This is a genomic window from Pedobacter sp. MC2016-24 (assembly GCF_015223055.1).
Taxonomy (GTDB): Bacteria; Bacteroidota; Bacteroidia; order Sphingobacteriales; family Sphingobacteriaceae; genus Pedobacter.
Window position 1 is genome coordinate 569,061 of record NZ_JADFBX010000001.1, and the last position, 21,491, is coordinate 590,551.

Genomic DNA, 21,491 nt, shown 5'->3' on the forward strand with positions numbered 1-21,491 from the left:
TCCTATATTCAAGATTAATTACCTACTACTGAACCAAACTCCAACTCGTCATTAGGAATTGGAAAAACATATTTTGCAGTTGTCATTGGGTTGACAATCCCATCAGGTATGGTGAGGACATTTTTACGTTTGTAATAAAACCACAATTGTCCCTCTGCATAAAACTCCTTGCGGTATTCGAATTGAAGCTCTGTATCAAACTCAGCCTGGGTAGCCGGGGGGGCAATTTCAGGAATCAGTCTGTTCACACGTACCACATTCAAATACTTGATACCATCAGCAATGGTTGGGGCAGCCTCTGCAGCGATATAATACATTTCCGATAAACGGATCAAGGGGATTAACCGCTGTTTGACGTTGGCTGGTGCATCACTCCAGTACTTTTTGCTGTACACTGTGGTAGAAGCAATTTCATTCCATAAACTTTTGGTTGCGCCGGGCCGGCGGATGTCGGTGCCATACCCTACCAATGAAGCCTGAAAAGCCGCGTCGAGTTTCGCACGGGTAGACCAAAGGTCGTTTGCCTCACCTGTCGTAGTCGTGTTCTTAAATACATCATCGGCCCGTACTTTCAAACTGGAAACATAAATGGAAAAAACATGCTCCGACGTAAAAGTAAGATCAGAAGCATTTACCGTAGCGTCAACATTGATATTTGCAGGGAGGATGAAATTGAATTTCTGGCTATTGATCACATCCGTAGCATATTTTAAAGCGTTTACTTTATCTCCTTTATACAGATACAATCTGGCAAGCAATGCTTTTACAGCCCAGTAATTCATGTGATTTTGCCTAAATTGCAGGAAAAGATCCGCATTTGTGCTACCCTGGTTCAATGCAATCTGATCAATAGTCTGGTTAACAGCCAATAAACTTTCAGCCGCTTTAAGGTCGGCCTCACAAAGCGCAAGTACCGTTCCCAAGTTTACTCTCCCCTGCGGTGTTACCGTAAAATCTTTCAGATAAGCTATAGACGGTGCCGAAGCATTCGCACCATCAGCATAGCGTTCTGAAAATAAACGCGCCAGGTCAAAATGAACATAAGCACGCATGGCCAGAGCCTCACCCTTGATGATATTTTTGGAAGTTTCATCAAGCACGCCCTCACTCTGATCCACATTTTTAAGGACAAAATTAGCCTGTGCAATTATTTTGTATTGATTGTTAAATACAGCACTAATGGCAGTTTGAACATCAGAATCAGAATAAGAATATCGGGCCATCTTACCAATAATATTGGTTGTCAATGCTTTATTTTCATAGCGTTGCGCCAGGATGTCCAGCATGCCATATGTCAGTTGGCCACCATAGCTGGTCAGTTCTGCAGCTTGTTGATATATGCCAAACAGTGCATCTATATAGCCTTGTTTGGAACTGAATTGTTTCCCCTCTTTTACTTTGGTTTTAGGATCAACATCAAGCCATTTATTACAGGAGGCCAGCAACAGTAGCAAACCGAATAAATAAACCGGGAAAAGTGATTTTTTAAGTTGTGTGGTTTTTAATTTCATCTTCATCTCAATTAAAAAGTAGTTTGTAACTGTAGCGTAAAACTGTGTGCAAATGGATAATCTAGTCCTCGCTCACGTTTAATGCTGGCTAATCTGAAAAGATCACTGCCAAACAAAGTGACTTTGGTGTTTTGCAAGCCCAACTTCTTGTTAAACCGATCATTAAAGCGGTAATAAACTGAAGCACTTTCCCCAGCTATGAAGTTGTTCTTTTGAACAAATCTAGAAGTGGCGTAGGTAATTGGCGCGTTGATGTTGTTGGTATAGTTTACAATACCACGGTAAAAAGTAATGTCTCCTGGTTTTTGCCATCTCGAATCATACACCCTTCTGTCCACGTTGTACAATGCAGCATTTGCATTTTCTACACGGTCTACAAGGGTTTGATTATATGCATCTCCTCCGAAATCAAATCTGAGGTATAAGTTTAAGCCTATTCCGGCAATCTCCATATTGGTTCCGATTGTCCCTTTGATGGTTGAGGTCTTATCCCCCACAATCACCTGGTCAGCCGGATTATATACATTAGTCACACTTCCATCCCGCGAACGGAACAATTCAACGCCTGAAGCAGGATCAATACCCAAGGATTGTACTGCCCAGATGACATTGACGGACTGGCCTTCTGCATATCTTGGCAAGGGTACTGTGGAATTGGTACTCGTAGCTTTGGCGTTTAATGCCTTGATGGTTGAGGATATTTTCTCAATTTTATTGCTTACATGAAAAGCGTTTACAAACACCGACCAATTGTTTCTGTTACTTGGATTGGCAATGATGTTGAAACGGCCATAAAGCTCATATCCTTTATTAACCACATCGCCCATATTGTCATAGTAACCAGAAAATCCTGAAGAAGGTGCACTCGAGATAAAGGCAATACTACCCTTGGTGCGTTCGATGAAATAATTGGCACTCAAGTTGAACCGATTGAATAAAGTAATATCCAATCCCAGATTCTGCTTTAGCGTCTTTTGCCAGGCCAATGCCGAATTTCCAAAACCCAGCAAATAAGAAGCAATCACGCCCCGATATTCTCTATCAGTATAATACTGACTGGTGGTGATTCCTTTATAACTCTCAAAACTTTGCGAACCCGTAGTCCCTATCGTGTAACGAAGTTTGGCATCATTTACAATGGAATTTCCTTTTAAAAATTCCTCATTGGTGATATTCCAACCGGTTCCAACAGACCAGAATGGAGCATAACGCCTATCCGATCCAAATAGCGAAGAGCCATCCAAACGGTAAGTGACATCAAACAGATAGCGGTTATCGTAAGCGTAAGCGCCACGGACCAATGTTCCGAAAGAGCGGTTTAAACTTTCACTACCAGTGGGCTTTCCATTTGCAGGATACTGATTACCCAATATCAACTGATCCAGATTGGGATTAGGAAAACCAATTACACGTACAGCTTGTGTATTGTAAGCGACTTCCCTTGCATTGAGCGTAGCAGATACAGAAACAAAATGTTTGTCGAAATTCTTATTGGCTTCCCCAGTTAAAAAGCCTTCTATAGTCTGCAAATCGCCTGTACCCTTAGTATAAGATCCTTTTTCGAAGGTTGTTACATTGGCAAATGAACTGTGTTGAGCAGGTAAAAATATGTCAGACTCGTCATTCTGTTTGGTATAGGATAAACGACCAGTTACGCGAAGCCATTCTTTGGCTTGCCATCTGGTTTCAAAATTATTGGTAAGTCCACGGGAATTGGTTTTATCGGTCACATTTAAAGAAGCATTGTAAAGTGGGTTTACCGGCCGGCCTGTATAACCATTTAAATTATCATAATAATCAGCATTCGTGATCCTCAACCCTGTTACCGGATCTATAACTTCTTCCAGATATACTTTAAGTGCTCCATTAGCATCGTATGGTGACCAATACGGATTTAAACGGGTGTATTGCTGAAATGAACCATATGGAGAATTGTTGGCATTGTTAAACGTGAGAGTCAGGTCATTTCTGAATTGAAAATTTTTAAGTCTGTAGGATAAAAATGAATTACCTGTGGTTGTTTTTCGGTCGGATCCTTTCATGACACCTGTATTTTGATCATAAGTAAGGCTCAAACCATAAGTTACCGCTTCAGCGCCACCTTCAATGTATAAGTTATGCTTTTGCCCTATACCCGTCCTTAATGGCTTTGAGATCCAGTCGGTATTTACCCCCGCACTCACAGCTGCCAATCGGCTCTCCCGGATCAGATCAAGGTTATTTTGAGTGGTGTTAAAAGTATTTTTGAAAAAACCGGACCTGTCTTCCAATTCAAATTTCTCTTTAGAGTTTAGTAGATCATACCCCTTCAGATCAGGCGCTTCAACGCTTGTACTGGCATTATAGGAAAACCGAAGTTTCCCCTCTACTGGCCTCACTTGCTCAATGACAATTACGCCATTTGCCCCTCTAGAACCATAAATGGCTGTGGCTCCGGCGTCTTTCAAAATGGTTACGCTAGCGATTCTGTTCATATCCAGATCATTGATGCGCTGCAAAGTGGTTTCAAATCCGTCTAAAATAAATAGCGGTGCATTTGGTGATGCCTGGTAATTAAAAGGATCGGCCCCGCCTACCTGTCTGGTATCTACCAAGGTATTACCTCCGCGTAATACCACATCCGGCAATACGTTTGGGTTAGATCCTGCCGAGAGATTCTCAGGAATTTGAAAAGAAGGGTCGAGCGATTTTAAAGCAGACAACACGTTGTTATTGGAAACTTTAGAAAGCTCCTCTGCATTAAAAGTTTTTGCAGCACCAGTAAAAGTTGATTTCGACTGAGCGAATATACCAGTCACCACCACGCCCTTTAAGGACTGTGGGGATTCTCCCAACCGAACTTCCAGCACAGCCCTGGTTATCGTAATTTCCTGTGTCTCATAACCAATATAACTAACTAGCAACACATGACCAATGGCAGCGCTAATCCTGAAATTTCCATTATTATCAGTCAGTGCTTTGGCTTTACCATTTTTCAACCTCACAGTAGCGCCAGGAATCCTGTCCTTGGTTTTGGCGTCAAATACAGTTCCCTTAATCAAAGTATCTGCAACAATGGTTTCATGGCTTGAATTGGGTGGCAAATCGCGATGTTGCTGTTCAGCATTTTTGAGGATCAGAATCCGATCATCTACCTGTTTAAATGTCAAATTTGAACGTTGCAATAACTGTGCGATCAGATTCTCTACACTGATGGACTGTGACGTTAAGGTTAAACCCTTAATTTCTTTAACATCCGATATCCGGTAAAGAAACCGAAACTGCGTACTACGCTCTATCTTTTTGATGGCTGCAAAAAAATCATCATTGTCAAGATCAATGCTAATGTTAACATTTCTCAATGCCTGTCCTTTTACAGAAGCCGTTACGACTTGCAGAGAAATCGTGACAACTAAACCGATTAATAAGGTTACTCGCATACAGTAAATTAAAAAGGGTGTGGGTAATTTCCGGAAAATAGAATTCCCGTTTCTTGCTGCTTGTGCAGAAAAATTCATACTTTAGTCTTTAATGTGATTACTAAACTTCGTCTTGGGATTACATTAGAAGGCCTGTCATTCTTAATGAGGGCCTCGTAGGTAAGGTAATTCAGCTAATACTCGCAATATGAACTGGTTACCTTACCTTTTTACGTTGAATTTCTCTGAATTGGGTAAAATTTCTTCATGTTAGTTTTGGTTTAAAGGTTCTATTGATACTTCTTTATTATTTTTAAAAGTGTATTTAGCATTGATAAAGAGACACAAACTTTTCAGAAAAGGATCAAGGTGGTCTGTAGCTCCCAGTGAAGTGCTAAACTTCGTATGCAACAACTCTTGATCTGTAACCACGATTTTAACTTTAAAACGTTCTTCAAGCAGTTTTTTAGCCTCTTTCAGGGATACATCATCAAAACTCATATCTTCCTGTCTGTTCCATGCCAACTCCTTATTGGCATCTATCGACTTTACTTCAGCTGTTTTCAAAGTTTTATCGTATACCATTTGCATATTGGGCGTAAGTATTGCTAAAGCTCTATGCTTGCTTTCCACACGAACTTTTCCTCTGATTACATTAATGGTCACAGAATTAGATTTATCGTTAGCAAGTACGTCAAAGGAGGTTCCGAGTACAGTAGTGGTCACGCCACCTGAATGGATTATAAAGGGACGGTCAGCATCATGTTTGACATCAAAAAAAGCCTTACCGCTTAGTTTAACTTCTCTCAAATTCCCATGTTCGAAAGTATCGGAAATGGTTAGTGTACTGCCTTGACTAAGAATAACTACAGTCCCATCTGCAAGCTTCCTGAAACTGTTTTCATTTTTTACAACTGTGATCGAACTATGATGGGCAACAGGAAATAAGTCTTCTTTTTCTGCGGTAGTTCCATCAAACTGAATGTTATAAAAAAGGAGAATTGAAATGGCGACCATAGCCGCAGCAGATGTCCAGCCCAATAAATATAACTTTCTGGTCCGCTTTTTAACGCGTTGCGTTTCTTTTTGGATTTTGCCCCAAATATCTTGCTCTGCAACGAACAAAGCATCATCAGAGGGTCTAAAACTTGTCATCTTTAATTCATTCAAATACCAACTCTCTAACATTGTTTTCTCTTCTTCTGTACAATTGCCTTTAGCATACCGTTCAAAAAAATCCTCAGAAAAACTTTCCTTCATTATTTAGTTCTTTTGATACATGTCGGTTCAAAAGAACTTTGGTAGTAGACAAAATGAAGATATTTTAAAAAAAATTACAAAAGAAGCCTGAGATGGTTAAGAACCTTAGGCTTTATCAGCTTTATAGCATTGTTAATCTGCTTTTTAACGGTTTTATCGGAGATATTAAGTAAATCTGCTATTTCCTTATGGGAAAGTTGATCTCTTCTACTTAATTCAAATATTTCCTTCATTTTTTGGGGTAAATTTTGAATCTCTTTTTCAATTTCCGCATTAATTTCTTTTTCGATCAATGCAGTATCAGAGCTGTAGTTGCCGGCAGATATAAATTGCTCAACAGAATCCATATAATGATCCCTAACTTTTTTACGGCTAATGTAATCGAATACTTTATACCGCACTGCTGAATACAAATAAACAGAGATGCTGACATTAATTTCCAAACTTGGACCTTTATTAAAGAATGAGATAAAAACGTCCTGAACAACATCCTTAGCTTCTTCCTCATCGTTCAAAATTTTACATGCAGCCACATATAGCAGCTGCCAGTACCGTTCGTAAATAAGTTTAAAAGCGCGGTCATTCCCCGTCTTAAATAAAGACAGAAGTTCATAGTCATTGATATCACGATCATTTATCATCCGTTTACCCTCAAAGGAAGCTTCCTTTACCAATTTAAAAACAAACACCGCAACTAAATGGCATCGATTGGTAATCCCAAACTAAATTACGGTTAAACGAACAATATATCAAATAGTAACTACATATAAAACTGAAAGAGAGATAACTTTTAAAACCCAATAAACTTATCGATTTTTATTTTCTACTTTTACTTCAATATGATTTTTCTTGAAAACGAACATTTAGAGGTTTCTATCGCTGAAAAGGGTGCAGAAATACAAAAAGTAAAAAGTAAAACTACCCAACTCTCTTATTTATGGAATGGCGATGCCGATTACTGGGCTAAATTTAGTCCAATACTGTTTCCCATTGTAGGGGCCTTAAAAGGAGGTAGTTATATTTATAAAGGTCAGGAGTATCAATTACCCAGACATGGCTTTGCACGAGACCGTGAGTTTTCAGTGAACCAAATCAGCCAGACAGAAGTTGAGTTCAGCCTTGAACAAAATGAAGAAACGTTAAAGATGTACCCTTTTAGCTTTAAACTACAGCTGCATTATCAATTATCCGGTCAGTCGTTAACCTGCAGGTATCGGGTCATCAATCCTGATAGCCTGGAATTGCTTTTTTCCATTGGTGGTCACCCCGCTTTTGCAGCTCCGCTACAAAGTGGCATTGAATATACCGACTGCTACATTCAATTTAATAAAGACAACACATTAAACTATCATAAGATCGCGGGCGACCTGATTGCCAGCGAAACGGAAACCTTCAAATTGACCAACCAGCAGTTGCCTTTAACACATGAATTATTTTTTGACGACGCTTTGGTATTTAAATCTTTGGAAAGCGACAAAATATCGGTCAGAAACCACAAAAACAAACACGGACTAGACTTTAGCTTTACGGGCTTTCCATTCTTCGGTATCTGGGCTGCTAAAAACGCAAACTTTGTGTGTCTGGAACCGTGGTGCGGCATTGCAGATGGTATAGACCACAATCAGCAACTGGAGGATAAAGAAGGTATTGTAAAAATATCAGGTCATCAACAATGGAGCCGTAAATGGACACTTACCTGTTATTAATTAACTGCTGAGCGGCAATTCGACAATAAATTTAGCACCCTGATCTTGGCCATCACTTTCAGCCCATATACGGCCATTGTGTGCCTCTACCAATACTTTAACAATGGAAAGTCCAAGGCCAGTAGACTGCTCCCCTCCTGTCGGCTGAGCACTTAAGCGCATGAAACGTTGAAACAACTGGATTTTATCATCTGCTGTCAAGCCTGGACCTTCGTCCTCAATTTCGATGATGGCTTTATCGTCCTTTACCAGAACCCGGGCATAAATGTTGGTTCCCGAAGGTGCATATTTTACAGCGTTGTTAATCAGGTTATCGGCGATTTCGGTAAGCTTACCCTCATCGGCACGAACAAATACATCCATCTCAGAACTGAAGTGTATGGTTTGCTTTTTACGTTCTGCCAGGGGAAGGTTCATAGAAACCACATTGCTTACCAAAAATGAAAGATTTAGTTTCATCATTAACAAGTGTATTTTTCCTGCTTCCAAGCTACCAGACTGCAGCAATTCATCTATGATACGAACCATATTCAGACTGGCTACTTTAATCTGGTCACACATATTGTCAACTACCTGCGGATCATGTTTTTTCAATTTGATCAGATCTGCACGTACCGGTATAGTAGTTAGTGGGTTTTTCAGATCGTGAGCAGTTGTATTTAAAATCTGATTGTGTTGCGCTACAGATTTTCTGGAAGCCAGCCTAAGCTCCATCTGATCCATCACAATGTCTCTCAAATCCATCAAAATCCCTTCTTCTTCTTTCGTCAGTTTTCTCGGTTCTTTATCGATGACACAAAAAGTACCTAGGTTAAAGCCGTCTCTTGTTCTAAGCGGAAAAGCAGCATAAAAACGTAAACCAAATTCTCCTGCAACCAATGGATTAGCCAGCGTCCGTGGATCCAGACTCGCATCTTCAATGCTATAAAAACCATCTGTTAAAATAGAAGAAGTACATAAACCATCAGCCCTTTCAATTTGCTGAATATCTATGCCGTATTTGGATTTGAACCAAATACGATCGGTATCTACCAGACTAACGATGGCAATAGGAACGCGCAATAGCTTTGCCGCAAGACGTGTTAAACGGTCAAATGACCCATCTGGGGGAGTATCAAGAATATCGTATCCATTTAGAACTTTAATTCTTTCCTCTTCACTTAAAATCAGTAGCTGATCGGCTGCTTGAGTAACCATGAGATTGTTATAATATTGTAATAGAGATCTCACTAAGGTAGCAATAAAAACAATTCAATTACCCAAAAAGAATTTTATGGCAATTTTCTGATCACTGCTGTTTTTTTCTCCGTTGTATAAGCGCTAAAAATACCTAAAGCGCCATTGCTGAAATTTGACGGCGGATTAGCAGGTGCCACAGGAGGCCCACCCTCACCAGAATTTTGTCCTAAACTATAAAAATATTTAAATACATTTCTGTCTATACATTGAAAATCGACCAGTACACTATCCCCGGTTATCAAATCGTTAAGTTTATAGAAAATCACATTAGCCACATTGTTACCATCGTTAAAACGGTCTTCTTCAGCCATATCAGCCTCTACTTTCCCTTTATAGGTCAGGGTCATGCGGTATTGATTCTGGATGCCTGGAGGATCAATATAATTGACTGCAGCGTAGGTGTTTGATTTTCCAAAAAAGTCAAATTGCTTGAAAGAAATTGAATCTAATGCAACTTTAAGCGGCATTATGGAAGTGGCAGAATAACTTTTTCCATCTACATTTACATCCAATATATATTTTGTTCCCGGAATGCCGCGAAATCTGCTCGTTTGATACTTTCCCGGTGAAACTTCTGTATAATTCATCACTACCCCATTGGGGCGTGTAAGCGTTATTTTAGCTCCTGTGACACCATTGAATTTGTTGGGCTCCGTAAAGCTATAGGTGCGCGAAATTTTAACGATTTGTGCTTCATTTTGATCCGTCACCCCTCCCTCAATAACCAGTGCGGCATCAGCATTGTCCAGTTTCAGGTCGATCACTTTTTCACAACCACTCGCCAGCAGTACCATAAAGGCCAGCAGTGTATATATTCTAAAATTCATCATTCTGTATAAAAAGCTCATGACACTAAAATTTAAAGTTCCAGGTTACCGAAGGGATGATTCCAAATAGTGTGGTTCTTACCACTTGTGTCCTGCTCGCATCATCCGGATCGTCCTTAAAATCAATAGAAAAGGCATTTTGTTGGTTGTACAGGTTATAGATACCAAAAGACCAACTGGATTGCACCTTTTTACCTGGTTTTCCCTCCAATGTAGCGGATACATCCAAACGGTGGTATGCTGGCGTACGGTAGCCATTCTTCTCGGTATAATAAAACACGGTTCGTCCGTTGATTTGGTATTTACCACTTGGAAAAGTAACGGCACTACCAGTATTGTATACAAAAACAGAAGAAAAAGTCCAGCGCGGGCCACCCTTATAAATACCTACTACAGATAAATCATGCGTACGATCTTGCTTAGCATAAAACCATTTTCCATTATTGATCGCGTCAAACTGACGTTCTGTTCTGGATAAGGTATAGCCTACCCAACCGTTAAATTTACCAAAGCGCTTTTTAAAGAAAAGTTCGATGCCATAAGCCCGGCCATCTCCATATAATAAATCAGCCTCAACGTTGTTGTTGCCCCTTAAATCAGTCCCGCTTCGGTATTCAATCTGGTTTTGCATCCATTTGTAATACACCTCTGCTGAAAATTCGTAATTGTTGTCATTAAAATTCCTGAAATACCCAGTCGCAACCTGGTCGGCAATTTCCGGCTTCACATTATTGCTGTTCATAATGTACAAATCCGTTGGTGATGTTGATGTAGAGTTTGACATCAGGTGAATATTCTGAACATTTCGTGTATACGCAGCTTTTAACGAGCTCTGTTCATTTAGCTGATAACTGGCAGAAAACCGAGGTTCTAGGTTGAGATAGCTTTTCACTACATCTCCTGATTTGTACACGTCGTTTCCGATTACATTTCCATCTGTATCATATGTTTTAATCGTACCCGGACCAAACAATGCAAAACTACTCAGGCGAAGCCCGTACACCACATTCAAACGTTCACTTGCGTTCCACTCGTCAGACAGGTAAGCCGCAAGCTCCATTCCTTTACGGCTTTCATAATTGGTTGCGTTTACACTGGAGGTTTCTGTTGCGGTCAGCTTACCTGGAGCAATCGTATGCTGAATGGCATTCACACCAAACTTCAGATTATGACTATTGTTTAAACTATATTCAAAATCCTGTTTTAAATTAAAATCTTTGATTGCCGAGTTGATTTCAAAGTTGTTCTCTTCCATAAAATTTTGCAGCACATAGTTGTAGTTACTGTAAATCAAAGAGGTATTAGAGAAGAGTTTGTTATTAAACAAATGATTCCAGCGCAAAGTTACAGTGGCATTACCCCAATTGAAGCCAAAAGTATCTGACAGGCCAAGCTTATCGCGCCCAAAATAACCACTTAAATACAGGGTATTTTTATCATCTATCTGGTAATTGGCCTTTGCATTTAAATCATAAAAATATAGGGTATTGCTATTGATCGAGCTATCTGGAGAAAGTTTTAAAAAGGCATCCATATAGGTTCTTCTGGCACTGATCATAAAAGATCCTTTGTCTTTCACAATAGGACCTTCAACTTTCAATCGTGACGAAATCAGCCCAACACCTCCCTCTACAGTATATGTTTTGCGGTTTCCATCGTTCATTTTGATATCTAATACAGAAGCTAACCGGCCACCATACTGCGCCGGCATACCACCTTTGTAAACACTAACGTCTTTGATGGCGTCCGAATTAAAGGTAGAGAAAAAACCAAGTAAATGTGATGCATTGTAAACTGGTGCTTCATCCAGTAAAATTAGGTTTTGATCTGTAGAACCGCCGCGAACATAAAAACCACTGTTGCCTTCACCTGCGGATTTGATACCCGGAAGTAGTTGCAGGGTCTTGAGCACATCGCGCTCACCCAATAATACAGGAACACTGTTGATTTCTTTAATGTCTATTTTTTGCAAGCCCATTTGCGGACTACTTACATTTTCGTTTCGCTTAATCGCAGATATTACGACCTCATTGAGCTGATTATCTTCTTCTAGCGCAAAATTAAAACGGACATCCTTTGTTATAGAGATGTTCTGTCTGCTGGTTTTATAACCGATAAAACTTACGGCAATTTCGTATTGGCCTTCAGTCAGGCCGATGGAATAAAAACCATAAGAATTGGTTACAGCTGCGGCGGTTGTAGCTCCGGTAACTTTGACACTTGCGCCGATCAGAGTTTCTCCGGTTCTGGAATCGGTTACGCTTCCATTAATGGTTCTTTTATTTTGGGCAAAAACAATTTGGGATATCGCGATTGTAAAAAAAAGTATCAGTACAATTCTATTTCTGTTTGGCATAAGAACTTTTGAATTGTAAAAATAGAAAGAAATATGAAAGATGCAATCCAATAAGACATCAAATGATGCAACAAAAATGCCCCGTTTACAAGAAATCTTCGCGGTGTGGACTAAAAACATCAATTAATACACCTGCTTCAAGACAAACAGAGCCATGTAAGGTATTTGGTGGTACATAAAATCCGTCGCCTGTTTTCAGCAACTGTTTTTCACCACCAATTGTGAGTTCAAATACACCACTTTCAACATAGCTAACCTGGGTGTGTGGATGCTCGTGAATAGAACCTATAGCTCCCTTTTCAAACTTAACCTTAACCAGCATTACGCGGTCATCATACCCAAAAACCTGACGCTCAACACCTGGAGAAGCACATTCCCATTTAATTTCATCGTTTTTTTGAAAGTTATTACTTTTTAATATTTTACTCATGGCTCTTATGTATTGTTAAATACTTGTTCTGACTGAGACAAATTTAGAATTTATTAATCCTTTTTATACAACATATCATTTCATTTTCTTAAATGAAGCCCCTTTAACAATTACCTGTAACTGCCGCCATATTTCTACTACCATGTAGTAAATAATAATTAAACTTTCTACCTCTGCTACTGTTTATAACCAAATGGATTTAATTAAATTTACAAACAAAGGAATTTACTGCCCCCAGGGTGATTTTTACATCGATCCCTGGCAACCAGTTAATCTGGCTGTAACTACACACGGACATGCAGATCATGTAAAATGGGGCAATAAGGCTTACCTGTGCCATGAGTTGACTAAACCCATTTTAAATCAAAGATTGGGTGATTTAAACATTGAAACTTTGCCTTATAACAAGGAAATCGATGTCAATGGAGTAAAGCTGAGTCTTTTCCCTGCAGGTCACGTTATTGGCTCAGCTCAAATCAGGCTGGAATACAAAGGCGAGATTTGCGTGGTATCCGGAGATTATAAAACAGAATACGATGGCATCAGTACTGCTTTTGAACCGATAAAATGCCATACATTTGTTACAGAAAGCACTTTTGGATTGCCGGTTTACAAATGGCAGGCACAGGAAAAAATTTTCGAGGAGATCAGGGGTTGGGCTTCAGATAACCTCATCAAAAATAAAACTACAGTCCTTGTTGCTTACAGTCTCGGAAAGGCGCAAAGGCTGATTAAAAATCTGCATGGCATGGTACCTGTATATGTACATCAGTCTATTGCCAACCTTAACGAAGCTTTCATAAAGGCGGGAGTAGACTTACCTGAAACCATTAGGATAACTACAGACGTCAGGAAAGAGGAATTGCAGCAGGGTATCGTAATTGTACCCCCTGCCCTCGCCGACGGCCGATGGATTAAAAACCTGGTAAATGCAGCCACAGGTGTTTGCTCTGGCTGGATGCAGGTTAGGGCCAGCAGGCGCTGGCGCAGTGCCGATGCAGGTTTTGCGTTAAGTGACCATGCCGATTGGCCCGGTTTGTTAACTGCCATTGAAGCCACCGAAGCAGAAAAAGTTTTTGTGACGCATGGTTATACCGCAACCTTTGCAAAATACCTAAACGAAATTGGTATTGATGCCGAAGAGGTGAAAACACAATACGGCACGGAAGATGAAGAGGACGTACTAGAAATCATCAATCTATGAAGCGCTTTACAGAACTGATCGCATCGCTTGAAATGAGCAATAAAACCAATGATAAAATCGCTGCTTTAGTGGATTATTTTAATGAAGCCGATGAGCTGGATAAACCTTATGTGATTGCTATGTTCACTGGAAAACGCCCTAAAAGGCCTGTGGCCACTGCCTTGATCAAAGCATGGGCAATTGAGCAAAGTGGCATTCCTGATTGGCTTTTTGCTGAAAGTTACCATAGTGTTGGCGATTTAAGCGAAACAATTGCATTGGTATTGCCGCCGCCAACACATCCTTTGGAGCGCAAATTACACGATTGGATTACGGATCTCGCAGCGATCAATGGAACAGATGAGGTCAGTAAAAAAGACTTTATCCTGAGTGCCTGGGACAGCTTAAATATCCAGGAGCGTTTTATTTTCAACAAACTGATCTCCGGAAATTTCCGGATCGGCGTTTCTAATAAAATGTTAGTCAACGCCCTTGCCAAACAAAGCAATCAGGAAGCCAGTAAAATTATGCATAGCATCATGGGTAAATGGAATCCCGACCAAATTAGCTATACGGAACTGATTGAAGGTGTTCATGTGAATACAGACAGTTCCTGGCCTTATCCTTTCTGTCTGGCTTATGCATTGGATACCCAGCCAGATTCGCTTGGTGAACCGCACAATTGGCAGGCAGAATGGAAATGGGATGGTATTCGTGGTCAGATCGTGAAAAGAAATGGAGAACTGTTCATCTGGTCGCGTGGCGAAGAACTGGTTACCGAACAATTTCCTGAACTTCATTTCTTAGCTGATGTATTAACTGATGGTACAGTACTGGATGGAGAAATATTATCTATCAAAGATGGAAAGGTGCAGGCATTTAGCATCTTACAACAACGGTTAAACAGGAAAACCATCAACAAATCACAATTAAATGAGGCACCTGTTGGCTTTTATGTTTACGATCTTTTGGAACACCATGGAGAAGATCTGCGAATGACCCCCTTACAAATGCGACGCAAACTATTAACCGGAATCATAAATCAACTGGCTGATCAAAAAATTGTACTGCTTTCAGAAATTGTAGAATTTACGGATTGGGATGAATTGGCGAAAGCACGTGAGGGCGCCCGGGAAAATAATAGCGAAGGTTTGATGTTAAAAAAGCTCGATTCTTTATACCATACTGGCAGAAAGCGTGGTGATTGGTGGAAATGGAAGATTAATCCTTATACAGTGGATACCGTGATGATTTATGCTCAGAAAGGTAGCGGCCGTCGTGCCAATTACTACACGGATTATACTTTTGCCGTAAGAGATGGCGATCAACTCATTACCATAGCCAAAGCTTACTCAGGCCTAACCGATCAGGAAATTAAAGCCGTAAATTCATTTGTATTAAAAAATGCAGTAGAAAAATTCGGTCCCGTTCGGACGGTGAAACCAGAACTGGTATTTGAAATTGCCTTTGAAGGGATCGCGGAGAGTAAAAGGCATAAAGCTGGTTTGGCATTAAGGTTTCCGAGAATTGCTCGTTGGAGAAAAGATAAGAATGCTACAGAAATCAACACACTTGATGATTTAAAACAGCTTTTACAAACCACACTGGCACCTAAAGATTAAGGCTTACTTGAAGATGAAACTGGAAAACAGCAAAGGCTATAAAAAGGTAATTAAATGGCTTAAGACGAGTAAAAAGAAACCATTTAAATTTCAAACTGACGCCTGGCAGTATTATGCTGAAGGCTATAGCGGTCTGGTAAATGCGCCAACGGGTTTTGGAAAAACATTCTCTTTGTTTCTAGCTGTAGTAATTGACGAAATCAATAGGCTTGAAGCAGTACCAAAAAGCACATCAAAGAAAAAACAATCAAAAAGAAAACCCGCCGGCTTGAAGTTGATCTGGATTACGCCTTTACGCTCACTGGCAAAAGATTTAGCCCGCGCTATGCGGGAAGTTTGTCGGGAACTGGAACTAGACTGGCACATTGGGGTAAGAAATGGAGACACACCGCAAAGCGAAAAGCTAAAACAGAAAAAACAGATGCCGGAAGTGTTGATTATCACGCCGGAAAGTATACATCTTTTGCTTGCCCAAAAAAACACCCATACCTATTTTGTTTCGTTGCAATGTATTGTAGCAGATGAGTGGCACGAACTGCTAGGTAGTAAACGGGGTGTAATGACCGAACTCGGCATTTCAAGAATAAAAGGCCTGCTAGCCGAAAGGCATCCGGAAAGGTTACTCCGGATATGGGGGATATCAGCCACCGTTGGCAATATGGAGCAGGCGATGGAGGTATTGGTACCCTACCCCAACTTGCTAAAAACCATTATCAAGGCAGACATTGAAAAGAAGATTGATATCAGATCTGTCTTACCAGATCATATCGACATGTTGCCATGGGCAGGACATCTGGGTCATAAACTGGCGCACAAACTGTTGCCGATCATTTATAAAAGTAAAACAACACTCATATTTACCAATACCCGAGGACAGGCCGAACTTTGGTATCAGACTTTACTGGCTTTAGATGAGAACCTGGCTGGCTTACTGGCGATACATCACGGATCAATCGACCATGAACTTCGCAACTGGATTGAAGATGCATTACATTCCGGCACCTTAAAGGCGGTTATTAGCACCTCTTCTCTCGATCTTGGGGTAGATTTTAAGCCGGTAGATACGGTTGTGCAAATCGGATCGCCTAAAGGCGTAGCCCGTTTTCTGCAAAGAGCCGGCCGAAGTGGCCACTCCCCTTACGAAACTTCTGTTATTTACTTTTTGCCAACCCATGCCCTGGAATTGGTTGAAGCAGCTGCGATTAAAGAAGCTGCAAAAACTCAGAATATTGAAAGCCGGGAGCCTGTAGTCATGGCTTTTGATGTGTTGATCCAATACCTGGTTACACTTGCCGTGGGCGATGGATTTGACGACACGAAGTTATTTTTTGAAGTTAAGCAGACACATGCCTTTACAGAACTACTTCCCCAGGAATGGAAATGGATCATGCAATTTATCACAACAGGTGGAGACAGTTTAACTGCTTATGACGAGTTTAGCAAGGTAAATCTGGTTGAGGGGCTATGGAAAGTGGAGAGTAGACAAATGGCTATGCGGCACAGACTCCACATAGGAACCATTGTAAGCGACCCGATGCTTAAGGTAAAGTTTATTACTGGTGGCTATATCGGAATGGTTGAGGAATCATTTATATCGAGAATGAAGATTGGAAGTAGCTTTACACTTGCCGGAAGGGTGCTGGATTTTGTGATGGTTAAAGAAATGACGGTACTGGTGCGAAAAAGCAAGTTAAAACGGGCCATCACACCGAGCTGGATGGGTGGACGCATGTCATTAACAGCCAATTTGGGTTCTATATTGCGGAAAAAATATAATGAAACACTAGATAAATCGCATCAGGACATTGAACTTGATTTCATTTACCCGCTTTTTGAAAGGCAGGCCAAGATTTCGCACGTACCTAAGGACGACGAATTTCTGATTGAAATGATCGATACTAAAGACGGCTACCATTTGTTTGCCTACCCCTTTGAAGGGCGACAGGTACATGAAATTATGGCCGCATTAATTGCTTATCGCCTTGGAAAAATAAAACCCATGAGTTTTTCCATTGCTATGAACGATTACGGATTTGAGCTATTGAGCGAACAGGTCATCCCCTTGGATGAAAATGAGGTAAAAACATTGTTTAATCCAGCTGCTTTAAGCGAAGACATTGTAGCGAGCATCAATGCTACGGAAATGGCCAGGCGTAAATTCAGGGATATCGCCTGTATTTCGGGATTGGTATTTCAGGGTTTCCCTGGAAAATATATTGCCAATAAACATTTGCAATCTTCTGCCGCCTTATTTTTCAATGTATTTAGTGACTACGATAAATACAACCTATTATTGCGGCAAGCTTATGACGAAGCTTTTTACCAGCAAATTGAAGAACCCAGACTGGCAGCAGCATTGCATCGGATTCAGTCAAGCAAAATTGTCATGGTGAAATCAGACCGCTATACCCCCCTTTGCTTTCCAATTAAAGTGGACAGCTTAAGGGAAAATATGAGCTCTGAAGAACTCAGCCAGAGGATTGAAAGAATGACTGCAGAAGCAGAGAAAAAAAATAACAAGAAATGATAGTGAATTGCAGGGCAGAGGAGCTCATCTTAAGTAAAGAGCGGGCAATATATTGGAAAAGTAAAGCATTATTAATGATCAGCGACATGCATATTGGGAAATCTGCTCATTTTAGAAAAAACGGTATTCCAGTTCCCGCTAATGTGGGCTTAACCGATTTACAGCGTTTAACTGCGTTAATGCAGGAATTTAAGCCGAAAACGCTCCTTGTTACCGGAGATATGTTTCACAACAACATCAACAGTGATGCAAATGCTTTTCTGGAATGGCGATCTGTATACCCTGATCTTGGAGTAATTTTAGTTAAAGGAAATCATGATGATCTGAAAAAAGAAGATTATGAAGCATTGGGCATCGAAGTGTACACCAAAGAACTCTTAATTGCTCCTTTCAGGTTTATCCACGACAAGCCAAAAAACACTGATGCTTATTATAACATATGCGGACACATACACCCTGGGGTTGTGCTTTACGGCAAGGCCAGGCAGCGGCTCAAATTTCCATGTTTTTATTTCGGTTCAGACTGCGCCATTATGCCTGCTTTTAGTGTATTTACCGGATTAAAAATACTACAGCCTGGCGATGGCGGCCAATTTTATGCAATCACCCCCGATCGGGTAGTACAGATTTAATTTCATTAATTCCAGAATTAGATGTCTTTTAACGCTCGCTCGATTGTTTGATAAGTATATTCCAGGTCTTCATTACTGATCACATATGGTGCAAGGATATAGAGAACATTACCCAATGGTCGCAGTAGAATACCACGGTCAATAAAGTATTGATACAATTGGTTACGCAGACCGCTAAAATAAGAGGTGTCATTACCTGTTTCCCATTCCAGCGCCAATATGGTACCTGTCTGACGAATTGCTTTCACCTTAGGATGGCCAGTGATCTTCATTGCAAATTGAGCGTGGCTCGCACTTACCCTTTTGATATTAGCCATCGTTTCCGGGGCAAGCAGTAAATCCAGACTGGCTAAAGATGCAGCACAGGCAATTGGATTGGCAGTATAAGAATGGCCATGATAAAGGGTTTTAAGTTTGTCCTCACTTAAAAAGGCATCAAATACTTTGCTGTTGCAGGTGGTGATGCCCATAGGCATAGTACCTCCAGTTAACCCCTTAGACAAGCAAAAGATATCGGGCTTTGTGTTTAGCGCTTCACAGGAAAAATAATTACCAGTCCGACCAAAACCAGTCATGACCTCATCAGCAATGGTCAGGATACCGTGCTGCTGGCAAGTGGCAATCAGCTCATCGAGGTATTGCGCTTCGTACATGAGCATACCTGCAGTACCCAATACCAAGGGCTCAAAAATGAAACATGCGACTTCGTTTGAAAGGTAATTGATTTTAGATTTGAGCTGTGAAATATTCTGTGCTGTTGGCAGATCAATAAACTCTACGTCAAATAGTAAACTGCTAAACGCGTTGGTGAATATACTGCGACCACTCACAGACATGGCTCCAAAGGTGTCACCATGATAAGCTTCTTTAAAAGCAATGATTTTAGTACGTGGCTGTTTACTGGTGTTGACCCAATACTGGAGACACATTTTTAAGGCAACTTCTACTGCAGTCGAACCGTTATCGGAATAAAAAACCCGCTTCTGATCACCTGGAAGTAATGGCAGTAAGCGTTCAGCCAATTGCACAGCAGGTTCATGTGTAAAGCCAGCAAAAATCACATGCTCCAGCGTATTCAATTGCTCAGAAACTTTGGCTGCTATATACGGATGTGCATGGCCGTGAATATTTACCCACCAGCTTGATACAGCGTCTATGTATCTTTTTTCGTTTTCATCAAACAGATACACCCCTTCTCCCCTAACTATAGGGATATGTGGCAACGGGTTTTTCATTTGGGTAAAGGGATGCCAGATCACTTTTGCATCGCGTTCAGCTAAATTCATAAGTCAATTTGTTTCAACAACAGTTCCACTACAGTCTGGTCGGTTTTAAAGGTAACATCTTCGGTCTTTAAATCTTTCAAGTTGATCCACCTGAAAGACTGCAGGCTATCAGCGTCGAAATCGAAGGCTTTTGTTTTGAAGCTCAATAAGAGCGGATGTCTTTCACGTACAAAGTAATAGATGCTCAGGATCTGGCTGTCGTTAAATGAAGATTTTTCATAGAAATCAGTTGTATAAAAATGCTCCAGCACCTCTATTTCTGCAGCACATTCTTCCATAAATTCACGTTTCAGTGCATCGGCAAGGCCTTCGCCCAATTCCAATCCACCTCCTGGAAATTTACTGAAGATTCTTCCACCAGATTGTTCATCGCTGACCAGGACCTGGTTATCCGCATTGATCAGGATGCCATATACTCTTACATTAAAATAGCTCATTATTGGTCAAAGTGTTTTTGGTTTTTAGTTGCATTTTCAACAGTCCATTCAATTTCTGCTCGAAATGGCTCCTGCCGCACCGGACAGTCATCCACCCTGCAATAGTTACAACATGCAGGTAAGCAAGGATCAGCGTGGACAAATAATTCTGTTTTATGATGTGCATTACCATTGATTAAATGATCAATGGCGGAAATTTCTTTGTGTACACGGCTTAAGTCAAAATAATAAGGCAGGGTAATGTGGCAATCGATGTGTAAATCTGCACCATACTGTTGCGCACGTAGGTTATGCACGTCAATCCATGGTTCTTGTCGGTTCTCCTGTAAAATGGCAATGATGTCTTTAACCAATCCAACATTACTTTCGTCCATCAGTCCACCAACCGACTTACGGGTTAATTTATATCCATTGTATAGAATATATAACCCAAGCAAGATTGAAATGACACTATCCAACCAGAAAATCCCAGTTAATTTAATCAGTACTACGCCCACAACAAGTCCCGCGCTGGTCACTGCATCGGTTAGCAAGTGCTTTCCATCCGCTTCCAAAGTAATTGACCTGTACTTTTTACCCGTATTGATCAGGTGATATCCTACCCATAAGTTTACCAGACCCGTAACGCCAATAATGGTTGCGCCCTCAAACAGCTGGGTTATTGCTTTCGGATAAATCAGGTCATAACCTGATTTGAAAATGATCATTACTCCCGCAATTGCGATTAACGTACCTTCGAAAAAAGCAGAAAAAAATTCGACTTTGCCATGTCCGTACGGATGATTTTCATCCTTGGGTAAAGTGGTGAGATAAATACTGTAAAATGCAAAGCTACTGGCCAGTACATTAACGATACTCTCTGCAGCATCGGTCAGGATCGCATTGGAATGTGTGATCAAGTAAGCAATAAATTTGGCCAGCATCAACACAATGCTTATGCACAATGCGAGTACGATGGCTTTTCTTTGAGGTTGCAAATTGCTGAGTTTAGCATCCAAAAATACATTTTAACCTTCAAATTCTATTAAAAAGTATTTTTTTTAGTTTATAATTCGGTTAGGTTTTTATATTTGCTAG

Annotated in this window: 16 protein-coding genes; 5 read left to right on the plus strand and 11 right to left on the minus strand. The window is 40.6% G+C overall.

From position 1 onward, the window contains the following. Window positions 1-14: 14 nt before the first annotated feature. From IM797_RS02630 to IM797_RS02645, 4 genes are all read right to left on the minus strand, one after another. Entirely contained in the window at window positions 15-1,511 is a 1,497-nt protein-coding gene (locus IM797_RS02630; protein WP_194125532.1) for a RagB/SusD family nutrient uptake outer membrane protein, read from the minus strand. A gap of 11 nt (window positions 1,512-1,522) precedes the next feature. Then, complete coding sequence (locus tag IM797_RS02635; RefSeq protein ID WP_194125533.1) at window positions 1,523-4,930, minus strand: SusC/RagA family TonB-linked outer membrane protein; 3,408 nt, start codon at window positions 4,928-4,930, stop codon at window positions 1,523-1,525. A gap of 249 nt (window positions 4,931-5,179) precedes the next feature. After that, window positions 5,180-6,169, minus strand: coding sequence for a FecR family protein (locus tag IM797_RS02640; protein WP_194125534.1), 990 nt, complete (start codon window positions 6,167-6,169; stop codon window positions 5,180-5,182). A 74-nt stretch (window positions 6,170-6,243) separates the two neighbouring features. Further along, the gene (locus tag IM797_RS02645) at window positions 6,244-6,843 is read right to left on the minus strand and encodes an RNA polymerase sigma factor (RefSeq protein ID WP_228098685.1); all 600 of its coding nucleotides are present in this window, start codon (window positions 6,841-6,843) and stop codon (window positions 6,244-6,246) included. 165 nt (window positions 6,844-7,008) lie between these two features. Here IM797_RS02645 and IM797_RS02650 point away from each other — a divergent pair, with 165 nt between their 5' ends. After that, window positions 7,009-7,875 carry an aldose 1-epimerase family protein gene (locus IM797_RS02650; RefSeq protein WP_194125535.1) on the plus strand — a complete coding sequence of 289 codons (867 nt, stop codon included), beginning with the start codon at window positions 7,009-7,011 and terminating at the stop codon, window positions 7,873-7,875. Here the strand turns inward: IM797_RS02650 and IM797_RS02655 are convergent, their stop codons facing one another. The 4 genes from IM797_RS02655 to IM797_RS02670 form a co-directional block, all read right to left on the minus strand. Beyond that, entirely contained in the window at window positions 7,876-9,072 is a 1,197-nt protein-coding gene (locus IM797_RS02655) for a GAF domain-containing sensor histidine kinase (RefSeq protein ID WP_194125536.1), read from the minus strand. It abuts the gene before it with no gap. Window positions 9,073-9,146: 74 nt separating this feature from the next. Then, window positions 9,147-9,962 (minus strand): DUF4249 domain-containing protein, encoded by an 816-nt coding sequence (locus IM797_RS02660; protein ID WP_228098686.1) that lies wholly within the window; start codon window positions 9,960-9,962, stop codon window positions 9,147-9,149. A gap of 4 nt (window positions 9,963-9,966) precedes the next feature. Next, a complete protein-coding gene (locus IM797_RS02665) occupies window positions 9,967-12,297 on the minus strand; it encodes a TonB-dependent receptor domain-containing protein (RefSeq protein WP_194125537.1) in 2,331 nt (776 codons plus the stop codon). 85 nt (window positions 12,298-12,382) lie between these two features. Beyond that, a complete protein-coding gene (locus IM797_RS02670; protein ID WP_194125538.1) occupies window positions 12,383-12,727 on the minus strand; it encodes a cupin domain-containing protein in 345 nt (114 codons plus the stop codon). 193 nt (window positions 12,728-12,920) lie between these two features. Here IM797_RS02670 and IM797_RS02675 point away from each other — a divergent pair, with 193 nt between their 5' ends. From IM797_RS02675 to pdeM, 4 genes are read left to right on the plus strand one after another with little or no spacing between them, the layout of a single operon-like run. After that, window positions 12,921-13,931 (plus strand): ligase-associated DNA damage response exonuclease, encoded by a 1,011-nt coding sequence (locus IM797_RS02675; protein WP_194125539.1) that lies wholly within the window; start codon window positions 12,921-12,923, stop codon window positions 13,929-13,931. Continuing rightward, a complete protein-coding gene (locus IM797_RS02680; protein WP_194125540.1) occupies window positions 13,928-15,532 on the plus strand; it encodes an ATP-dependent DNA ligase in 1,605 nt (534 codons plus the stop codon). The genes IM797_RS02675 and IM797_RS02680 overlap by 4 nt, the downstream gene beginning before the upstream one ends. A 13-nt stretch (window positions 15,533-15,545) precedes the next feature. Then, the gene (locus IM797_RS02685; RefSeq protein ID WP_194125541.1) at window positions 15,546-18,059 is read left to right on the plus strand and encodes a ligase-associated DNA damage response DEXH box helicase; all 2,514 of its coding nucleotides are present in this window, start codon (window positions 15,546-15,548) and stop codon (window positions 18,057-18,059) included. Then, complete coding sequence (gene pdeM, locus IM797_RS02690; RefSeq protein ID WP_194125542.1) at window positions 18,056-18,691, plus strand: ligase-associated DNA damage response endonuclease PdeM; 636 nt, start codon at window positions 18,056-18,058, stop codon at window positions 18,689-18,691. The genes IM797_RS02685 and pdeM overlap by 4 nt, the downstream gene beginning before the upstream one ends. Before the next feature lie 17 nt (window positions 18,692-18,708). On the opposite strand, the gene bioA is transcribed toward pdeM, so the two are convergent. Genes bioA through IM797_RS02705 form a run of 3 tightly spaced genes read right to left on the minus strand, consistent with a single transcriptional unit; the run spans window position 18,709 to window position 21,391 of the window. Continuing rightward, window positions 18,709-19,977, minus strand: coding sequence for an adenosylmethionine--8-amino-7-oxononanoate transaminase (gene bioA, locus IM797_RS02695; protein WP_194125543.1), 1,269 nt, complete (start codon window positions 19,975-19,977; stop codon window positions 18,709-18,711). Beyond that, complete coding sequence (locus tag IM797_RS02700) at window positions 19,974-20,414, minus strand: NUDIX domain-containing protein (RefSeq protein WP_194125544.1); 441 nt, start codon at window positions 20,412-20,414, stop codon at window positions 19,974-19,976. Before IM797_RS02700 ends, bioA begins: the two co-directional genes overlap by 4 nt. After that, a complete protein-coding gene (locus tag IM797_RS02705) occupies window positions 20,414-21,391 on the minus strand; it encodes a cation diffusion facilitator family transporter (protein WP_194125545.1) in 978 nt (325 codons plus the stop codon). The genes IM797_RS02700 and IM797_RS02705 overlap by 1 nt, the downstream gene beginning before the upstream one ends. Window positions 21,392-21,491: the final 100 nt, after the last annotated feature.